Origin of the sequence: Xenorhabdus sp. KK7.4 (genome assembly GCF_963876465.1) — a bacterium.
In the GTDB taxonomy this organism is placed as follows: Bacteria; Pseudomonadota; Gammaproteobacteria; order Enterobacterales; family Enterobacteriaceae; genus Xenorhabdus; species Xenorhabdus stockiae.
This window is the reverse complement of the sequence record NZ_CAWNQF010000108.1, coordinates 1-9,211: the sequence shown is the minus strand read 5'-3', so window position 1 is coordinate 9,211 and position 9,211 is coordinate 1. Positions and strand designations below refer to the sequence as shown.

The following is a 9,211-nucleotide window of genomic DNA, read 5'->3' as shown; positions in this document are numbered from 1 at the left end:
CAGCAGCACAGGCTGCCTGTCTGCCATCACTTTAGTCGCATAAAGCTGATACAATTCGCTGATATTATTGACGTAACGCGTGATAAGCGTGTAATCCGGCCGATGCCCCAGTGCCACCAACGCACGGGCGACAATATTGACGAATCGCCAGGCAAACTCCCGGAACGCGGCACTGTTCCCTTCCCCACTCAATTGCCCCGCCAGACGGGAAGCGACTTCAGAGACCCGGCCAAACCGCCCGACCGCATTGTAACGGGCTGAAATCTCCGGCCAGCCCAGATGAAAAAGGGACAGTTCACTGCCACGTCCGGCCCGGTGCGCTTCTGCCCAGATGCGCCTTAACAGGTCGGCATCCCCTTTGGGATCAAAGACAATTACCACCTCACCGCGCCGGATATCCTGCATTATCAACAATTCAGCCAGCCGGGTTTTCCCCACCCGCGTCGTGCCCATGACTAAGGTATGTCCGACCCGTTCGCGCAGATCCATAAACACTTCGGCTTCCTGCGGTTCAATACCGTGGATCATGGAATTACCCCCAACCGGAGGCAATGGTCGCACCGGATTTAACGGGGAATCTTTGCGCAACAGATTTGACAATGCCGACCAGCGGTATTCGGTTCGATGCTCCAGTAAGCGGGCAAACTGATAAACCTGAGAGGGTTGCACAAATCGTTCGACTTCCGGTCGCCGCGTATCCTGCAAACGCTGGGTATGCTTCTGCTGCCAGCGAAAACCCCGACCCAGAAACAAGCGCTGATGACTGACGGGAATGTGTTTTGTGCTCATCTGGTAACGCGGTAAACGGCTCAGGTTTCGGCGATAGCGGATAACCTGAATGCCCTGCCAGGTGCGTATTATTGCTAATACAGTAAAACCACCGGCCATCACATAGCTGACGGAGGGGGCCAGTGCAATCGCCCAGGGTGCCCTAATGCAGATAAATGCCGCCACCGCTGAAACCACAGCGGTATTCAGCTCGACAGCCGGACGCAGCAAGGCTTCAACCACATGACGACGGCTCATAGTGAGGGCTGCTGAGAAAGTTGAGTTTCGGTGATCAACACAGGGTAATGTTGCAGTTGCAAGCGTCGGGCCAGCTCTGTGCCGGAAGCCGGTGATAACAGGATATCCGGTGCTAAAGCGCGCAGTGACTGTAATCCGGTCATTGTACTGACATTAACGACCAGTCCCACCGCGTGCAATTGTGCCAGACGGGCTGCATGCTGACTTAGCCACTGACGAGAGTCAGGATCATCACCAATCAAAAATAACGCGCCAATCCCCGGCAATTGCAGTGAGCGGTTGACCACTTTTCCCGGTGTCAGTTCCGGTGTGTTAACCGGCAGCATGGCTGCTTCCCCCTCCACTTCTGGCGAGAAAGGGTGTGATTGTGCAGCACGATAATTCGGCTGGGCATTAATGCTTTCATAAAAGGGCGAGGCATCTTTGCCGCCTAAATCGGCAATCACGTTCAGTTCGGCATGGCCGGTAGTCATCCATAACAGACCGATGATGGGGAATACGCTCAGCCGTTTCATTGTAATGGCGTGACCTGCCATCCTTGTTCCCCCTGTCGTAATAATACCGGCATCAATCCTTTACCAAACCGGAACCAGTATCCCGCATCATGATTCAGCGTGATTTGTCGGTTACGGACCTGTTCAACAGGAATATGATGCGTTTTAGCCCACTGCCGTAAGGTGTCATCATTACGTTGGCTGTCGACCAGATAGATATCCACCGGCTGCTTTGCCGCCAGCACTTCGGCCAAACGGGTGTCACATTGCGGGCAATCTTTAGCTCTGACAAACAGAGCCAGCCGACCGTTTGCTTCATGCGATTTTTCCATATTGACCGGCAAAACATCAGGAAACAGCCGCTGCCAGGCCGCATCCACTTCCCGCTGGAAACGCAGTTCTTTTTCCGTTCGGGCAAACTCTGACTTAACCCACTGTTCAGCATAACGGCGGCGTTCGACATCGCTTTCGGCTTCAATGCCTAATGCGGTCAACGGATCAAGTCCCGGCGACTGAATACCCCTTGGCCCGTTCATCAGTTGCTGATAACGCTGATATTCATCGGTACTTAACTGCCACTGTTCAGCCTGATTATTCAGGGATTGCGGCTGGCTTTCAGTCGTTCGTGTCTGCTGCGAAGCTAACGGTGTCGGCGTGACTGCCCAGACCGGACTGCTCAGCAGCCATACCAACACACTGAACTGGTATAATTTCATCAGCGCCCTCCCGACTGAGTAGATTTAGCCGGAGCTGGGAGCTGATAGCCCTGTCGCAAATGGTGACAAACAACACGCTTCACCTCATCCACTTCCAGTTGCCAGGCCGGACCTGCCATCACCTGCAATGCCGTGCGTAACCGAATCGGACCCAACTGAGCGTGTACGGATGGTAGCGGCTGGCGATATAAAATGTCATTCGTCTTGTCAGGCACACAGAGGGCGTAGCCGGATTGACGCGATGCATAACGCATGGCATCAGCCACCGTGGGGCTCTGGGATGTGGGAAGCTGAATATCAATCAACTGGGAAAGTGGATCACGCTGCGCTGCTGTCGGGGCGGTACTGACCAGCACATAGCGCCCGTAGCGGACGACTTCAGGTGTTTGCTGATAAATATCCGGTGAAACAGTTTGAATGTTTTGCGTCAACGTAACGGAAGAAAAACTATTTTGGGAAGATTGAGGGAGCGGTTGTTTTACGGGAACCTTACATCCCGTCAGTATGACCGCGATTAAGCCGATTAACACCGTTATTTTCATGCCAAATAGGTTCCTGCTCAGTCATAAAATAATCCTGACTATGCAAGGAACCCGGTAATGTATTCAATGAACAACTCAACTGTGTTTGCTGAAAATTAATATGCCGAAACAGACATTATAATGTGTCAATGTTAGGTTTTTATCCGTGGGTTATTCAGCCGCTGGCTGATTTTCATCAACCGACTGACGGATTTTTCGTTCAATAAAATTGCCGTAGTCATCGAAATAACGGCTGGGCCAGATTTCAGCGGGTTCCATTCCCAAACGGGTCGCGATGATGAGTTCCCCCTTCGGCCATGAGCGGGATAAGGTATTTGCCAGAGTGGAAGAACTGAGTCCCGATTCGCGGGATAAAGCGGCGAGTGTCGTACCACGTTTGCGTAATGCACAAATAATCTCGGCTGGGTGCCAGTCTTGGTGAGTGTGAGTCATGCCTGCGTCCCCTTCTGTTAATTATTAATGGTGGCGGTTCAAAACAGGGTTCGCAGTACCGGAGTTATCAGCCGGCGAGACCGAAGTCTCCCCTGCCTGAACCGCCATTGAAGGGGCGATAACAGGCACACTGGTAGAAACTTCCTACCAGTGGATAACTTACGGGGCTGCGACCTCCCGACTATCGGATTTTGCCGATAGCATTTTTACTTTAACTGATTGAGTTATCTAATTCAATAATCGAACATGTAAATAAAATAAGTAAATTAGGTAAATGAAATAAACAATCTAAGAAAATAAACAAATATATTAATATGATAGTTTTCATACACTGCCTTAACATTTAAGGTGGCAAACGAAAAAATATCTATTAATGGTTATTCACACACTACTTATTATCAGGATCAAAAAAGGCCCCTTCGGGAGCCTTTTTTGAAAAATATTCTTCACACTCCGACCATCAATAAAAATGAGTAGGGGCGGGTGCTTACACAAATAGAGTTGCCTCTGGTTACAGATTATATAACATTCAATAAAATGCGTCAATGCATGCACTTTCGCCATATAAATCCAGATAAAACAAAAGTATACTATACCAAATTAATAAAAAATGGGCATCACAACGCAATGACTATTGAAGCCATCACAAGATCACTTTCCGCTTCTAGATTTGCTACCTATCAATTACCAATTCTTGGTGGCGCATCCCCTGAACAATGTTTAGGTGTTTATTTATGGAATAAACAACTGGCCAGTGCTTTCTTACCTGCGTTACAAGTCATTGAAGTTTCATTACGCAACGCCCTCTATCAGTCTTATATTCACTATGAAGAAGAACGGATTGAACGCAATTTTGCCAGCCATGTTTGGGCAGAGAAAAAATCCCAAATAGACGGCCATTGGTTCGTCAATGCGTTCACACAACGGAATAATCCCGGTGCTTATAAAGGCATTCAGGCAGCCATAAACCAGTTAGAGAAAGAGAAAAAACCTCATACGCCTGAAAACATTATCGCCAAACTGACCTTTGGTTTCTGGGTTTCTATGGTCAGAAATGATTTTGATATTCAAAAAAAACCTTACTTGGTACTTTGGCCCCATTTGAGAGGTGCAGTTTTCCCAAACGCATTGAATACGCAAACAGGCCGCCCATTATCGATTAATAGCATTGGTAATGAGCTAAAAGAAATTAACAAAATTCGTAACCGACTCTCTCATCATGAACCTCTGTGGCGTGATCAAAAGGCGTATCAGGTTGAAGATATTGTCAATAAAGTGATTGAGCATTACGAACGTTGTTTAAAAGTTATTAATTGGATCAACCCATCCAATCTTAAGCTATTAGATATTATTGAAAATAATCAAAAAATGGCAGAGTTATGCAGCCTTCATTCACTCTGGAAAAATAAACAACTTCCAGAAGGAATATCATCACTGCACATCAATAAAGACTGGAGAAAATTAGTCATTTTAGACGCTTCTCATATCGGGGAAATTGTTCATATTTCGGATAATCACATTTTAATAAAAAGCAGAAAAGATAAGGCGATATTTTTTGGAAGAAAAGAAGAGCTTGATGGTGGTATAGAAGCATATAAAAAACATGACGTGGTGAAATACTACCCGGAGTCAAGCACTGTACGCTATCCAAATGCAAAAAGGATCACCAAGGTGTAAAATTTAACTCAAAGATTGATCAGTACACGGCGATTTATAATAAAATTCAATCTACAATCATGCTGCTTTCAACACTGGATAGAGAAATGCGAATCGCCGATTTAATGAAGTTAATATTTAAAGTTGAATAATTTATTATTATCATAATAAAAAAATAAATATTCATTAAATTGAAATATCGAAAAAATTTGTGAGCTAGTTAAAAAAAACAAAAATTTCTCACATTAATTTTATAAAATTTCATACCATGAAGTATCCTATCTTTATTTATACCACCTGAGAAAATGCGTGTTATGTCGATAATAAATGAAACAAAAGAATTATCAAGAATCATTGGCGAAGGAAATATTTCTTTAGTTATAATAATTGTTTTTATTATTTTATTCATGAAAAACAAAGAAATTAGAGAGATGATTTCTTCATTTAAAGATCAGGGGTTAAATAAGTACAAAAGATATGGTGATAATTATATTTCTCTCGCCAGAGAAGAAAATACTATTGAATTGAACTTTATCGAAAGAAAAACAAAAGACATTTTGCTCACTAAATTGACAGGGATACGAGATTACAACAGCAGAAGAATTTATATGTTTTTATTATCAAAGCCATATAGATGCGATATTCCTGAAGGTCAATTAAAAGAGATAGTGAAATACATAACTCACGAAGATAAAAAATTTTCCACAGATTTTAAGAGATATAAAAAAGACAGAAAAATAAATCTTTTCATATCAATGATTTCATTGCTATTAATGTTGACATCAATCTTCTTATCGGTATTTAAATCCTATTCAAACCCCGAAGAAATTCATATTATCCCCTATGTACTAGTAGCAATAACAGAATTTTCATGGCTTTGGTTTTATAATAAGTTACCTAAAAGAAAAAAAATGCAAGAGTATGCTGATAAATTAGCTCAAATAGATACGAGTGAATTCAAATAAATCGCGTTATATAAAACAAGCCCTGTAATCACAGGGCAATACGTTAATGATTAAGACACCACTCAGAACGGAATATCCGAATCCCAGTCAGCATTCTCTTCTTCGGGTAAAACAGAAGGTTGTGCCGTTTGCGTGTTTTTTCGCTCTTTACTGGTGGGTTTAGAAGGCGGCTGCTTCTGTGCCGGTTGATGTCCAGCCTGCTGTGGCATCGTATTCTTTGTATCACCACGACTGCCCAGCATCTGCATGATGCCATTCACATTAACCACCACTTCCGTTGAATAGCGATCCTGCCCTTGTTGGTCCTGCCACTTACGTGTTTGTAACTGGCCTTCAATGTAGACCTGAGCCCCTTTTTGCAGATACTCCGCCGCAATTTCGGCTAATTTTCCGAAGATCACTACCCGGTGCCATTCGGTTTTTTCCCGAGTCTCACCGGTTTGTTTATCCCGCCAACTGTCTGAAGTCGCCAGTGACAGCGTTGTCACCGTGCCACCTGTTGGCAGGTAACGGATTTCCGGATCTTGTCCCAGATAACCCACTAAAATCACTTTGTTAATGCCGCGCGAAGACATGCTGATTTCCTCCCGGTTATGCTGACTGGCGTTGTGTCCAGCGCCCTTGTTGCAGCGCCAGTTCTGCCTGCTCACGGCTGGCAAAATATTCGGTTGATTCACGGGAGCACGGAACGCCCGCCTCCATGGTGCCGATATAAAATCCCGCACGGCTTTGTAACACAGCTAACGGTAACTGTTTATGGCAGTATTGCAGTGCCAGAACACCAATAGGGGCAATATTCATCTCTGCTTCCTGTTGTCTTTGATAATTAAAAGACTGCCCTGAAACATCAGGGCAAGTCAGTGGGGTAAAAGGAATATCAGAATGAGTTTTCTGCATATTCGGTTTGCGTAACACCGTTCTGTGGCGGTGTCGAATCGGATTGTTCGGCCTGATAGACTTTCTCCTGACCGATTTTGATCCAGTCCACTTTAATCAGACGGGCTTTCAGGCTGACGCGCTGTTCACCGGCATGGTCACCGCGTTTCAGGGTAAAAATGTCGGTGGAGGGGTTGCTTAACGTAAATCCCAGTAGCACTTTTTTATCCTCATCCACCGATTTCTGGCAACGACCGATCAGACTGGTCGCTTCCTTGCCCACCACAGTAATATCAAAACGCACATAGACCGGGTTATCACCCGGGCCATTTAATGCATTGATCACGCAACTCAGGAAGGTGCCGCTGGCGGTGCTGACATGGCGGATATTATTCAGATAACCCAATCCTTTGATATTCAGGTTGAAATAGTCATTTTTGGTTAACGCTGTGGTGTTCTCAGACATACGATGTTCTCCATGGAGGTAACAATAAGTAATGACGGAGAAAATCCCCTCCCTGACGGGAAAGATTTTCCCGCTGGGTGTCAGACAGTTACGTTGCTGACGTGCTGATAAAGAATAATGAACCTTCATTGCCGTTGGACCGGCAATATCTGCTTTCAAAGGGGGGCAGATGTACCGCGTTGAGGCACTCCCTTTCAGGCTACGGGAGTTTTCCAGCCACCCGAAGGCGATCGTTGCAGGCTCACCGATCATTTAAGAAACAGGGTGATTCTTAAAGCATCCTGTCAGCACGTCAATCAACAACCAGATCGTCAGACTTTTTGATTTGCCCGCCGGGCTTTGCGCGATTGGGTAACCGCTTTGTCATTCAGCATCCCTTTACAGCCCGGGTAGTTCACACAGCCCCAGAATGGCGAGGTTTTTCCCTGCCGCTGCCGCATCCGGCTGCCACAGTTCGGGCAGTCAGGGGTTTTCGGTAACGTCAGGTGTAACGGTTGGGCCTTGCCGCGTTCGACTAAATGCAACAGCCATTGCGCCTGTTTCTGCATAAACACCGCCAGCGACGTTTTACCCTGCGCAATATCTTCCAGCGACTGCTCCCATAACGCGGTCATGCCCGGACTGGTCAGGACCTCCGGCAACCCGGCAATCAGTTCCCGTGCCAGTGGTGTTGACTGAATCGCTTTCTTTTTCCGCTCAATCAGCCGGCGTTTAAACAAGGTGTCCAGAATGCCGGCACGGGTCGCCTCCGTGCCCAGTCCGGCATTCTCACGCAAGACCTGCTTTAATTGCGGATCACTGACCAGACTGGCGGCATTTTTCATCGCGGCAATCAGCGTACCTTCAGTAAACGGGGCCGGCGGTTTGGTGTGCAGCGACTGAATGCTGGCTTCAATAATCTGGCAGCGCTCGCCCTGATAAAAGCACGGGAGCGGGGGATCAACGTCTGACTTTTCCTGATTTTCAGTAAACAGTGCTTTCCAGCCCGTGGTCACATTGACCCGCCCTTTCGCCCGGAAGCGTTGCCCGCCGATATCCAGTGTCATTTCCGTCACATCCGTTTCCTGCGGGGGCAGAAACTGAGCCAGATAATGCTGACGAATAAGCTGATAAACCTGTAACTCGTCGGTCGTTAACCGGGTGAGGTCAAAAGCGTGACGGGTGGGGATAATGGCATGGTGGGCCGTGATTTTTTTGTCATTCCAGACCCGGGAAACCTGTTGTTTATCCAGTTGGTTGATAATATCAGCCATCGCCGGATCGGTTCGTGCCAGTGCGGTCAATACCACCGGAATATCTGCCTGCATGGACACAGGCAAATACCCGCAATCCGTGCGGGGGTAGGTGGTGGCTTTATGGGTTTCATACAGAGACTGAGCAATCGTCAGCACCTGACTGGCACCCATCCCCCAGAGACGGGATGCCGTCTGCTGCAACGTGCCCAAATCAAAACAGAGCGGCGGCGGGGTTTTCTCCCGTTTTTTGCTGACGGCCATCACTGTAGCCTGTGTGGCCTGCTGGCAACATTGTTGCACAGCCTGTGCTACGGCCTCCCGGGTACAGCGGTTTTCTTCATCGCCCTCCTCCGTAGCGGGCAGCCATTTCGCCTGAAAGCGGACAGTGTCTTTTTCCAGATTAGCCATCACCTGCCAGTAGGGTTCCGGCACAAAATTCGCAATGTCCTTATCCCGGCTCACCACCAGTGCCAGTGTCGGTGTCTGTACCCGGCCAATGGATAAGACCTCGCCAAAACCCAGGGCCTGCGCTTTCAGGGTATACAAACGGGTCAAATTGATACCCGTCAACCAGTCGGCTCTCGCCCGCCCCAGCCCGGCCTGATAGAGTGCTTCCGTCTGTTCTCCCGGTAAAACAGCCGCCAGAGCCTGCCGGATGCTGGTGTCATCCAGTGCCGACAACCACAACCGCCTGACCGCACCGCTGAAACGACAATATTCCAGCAACTCGCGAGCAATGACTTCCCCTTCACGGTCGGCATCGGTGGCAATAATGACCTCATCAACCTGTTTCAATAACTGCC

At 47.2% G+C, this 9,211-nt stretch carries 11 protein-coding genes; 2 read left to right on the top strand and 9 right to left on the bottom strand.

Annotated elements, in window-relative coordinates:
- The 5 genes from traD to AACS90_RS18610 form a co-directional block, all read right to left on the bottom strand.
- Positions 1-1,026, bottom strand: a 1,026-nt coding sequence (traD, locus tag AACS90_RS18630) for a conjugative transfer system coupling protein TraD (RefSeq protein ID WP_153043704.1), incomplete at its 3' end; no start/stop codon positions are given.
- Entirely contained in the window at positions 1,023-1,562 is a 540-nt protein-coding gene (locus AACS90_RS18625; RefSeq protein WP_099123520.1) for an integrating conjugative element protein, read from the bottom strand. The genes traD and AACS90_RS18625, both read right to left, overlap by 4 nt.
- Positions 1,538-2,236, bottom strand: a complete 699-nt coding sequence (locus AACS90_RS18620; protein ID WP_099123519.1) for a TIGR03759 family integrating conjugative element protein — start codon at positions 2,234-2,236, stop codon at positions 1,538-1,540. Before AACS90_RS18620 ends, AACS90_RS18625 begins: the two co-directional genes overlap by 25 nt.
- The gene (pilL2, locus tag AACS90_RS18615) at positions 2,236-2,778 is read right to left on the bottom strand and encodes a PFGI-1 class ICE element type IV pilus protein PilL2 (protein ID WP_099123518.1); all 543 of its coding nucleotides are present in this window, start codon (positions 2,776-2,778) and stop codon (positions 2,236-2,238) included. Before pilL2 ends, AACS90_RS18620 begins: the two co-directional genes overlap by 1 nt.
- Before the next feature lie 150 nt (positions 2,779-2,928).
- Positions 2,929-3,210, bottom strand: coding sequence for a helix-turn-helix domain-containing protein (locus AACS90_RS18610; RefSeq protein ID WP_099123517.1), 282 nt, complete (start codon positions 3,208-3,210; stop codon positions 2,929-2,931).
- 627 nt (positions 3,211-3,837) lie between these two features.
- On the opposite strand from AACS90_RS18610, the gene AACS90_RS18605 reads away from it, so the two are divergent.
- Together AACS90_RS18605 and AACS90_RS18600 are read left to right on the top strand one after the other, a co-directional pair.
- Entirely contained in the window at positions 3,838-4,887 is a 1,050-nt protein-coding gene (locus AACS90_RS18605) for an Abi family protein (protein WP_193757296.1), read from the top strand.
- A gap of 293 nt (positions 4,888-5,180) precedes the next feature.
- Complete coding sequence (locus tag AACS90_RS18600) at positions 5,181-5,831, top strand: hypothetical protein (RefSeq protein WP_099123516.1); 651 nt, start codon at positions 5,181-5,183, stop codon at positions 5,829-5,831.
- 62 nt (positions 5,832-5,893) lie between these two features.
- Here the strand turns inward: AACS90_RS18600 and ssb are convergent, their stop codons facing one another.
- The 4 genes from ssb to AACS90_RS18580 form a co-directional block, all read right to left on the bottom strand.
- Complete coding sequence (gene ssb / locus AACS90_RS18595; protein ID WP_099123515.1) at positions 5,894-6,406, bottom strand: single-stranded DNA-binding protein; 513 nt, start codon at positions 6,404-6,406, stop codon at positions 5,894-5,896.
- A 16-nt stretch (positions 6,407-6,422) separates the two neighbouring features.
- Positions 6,423-6,728 (bottom strand): hypothetical protein, encoded by a 306-nt coding sequence (locus tag AACS90_RS18590; protein ID WP_371635718.1) that lies wholly within the window; start codon positions 6,726-6,728, stop codon positions 6,423-6,425.
- Positions 6,709-7,173, bottom strand: a complete 465-nt coding sequence (locus tag AACS90_RS18585; protein WP_099123521.1) for an STY4534 family ICE replication protein — start codon at positions 7,171-7,173, stop codon at positions 6,709-6,711. The genes AACS90_RS18590 and AACS90_RS18585 overlap by 20 nt, the downstream gene beginning before the upstream one ends.
- A gap of 311 nt (positions 7,174-7,484) precedes the next feature.
- Positions 7,485-9,211 (bottom strand): DNA topoisomerase III (locus tag AACS90_RS18580; protein ID WP_099123514.1); only part of this gene is annotated, 1,727 nt, incomplete at its 5' end.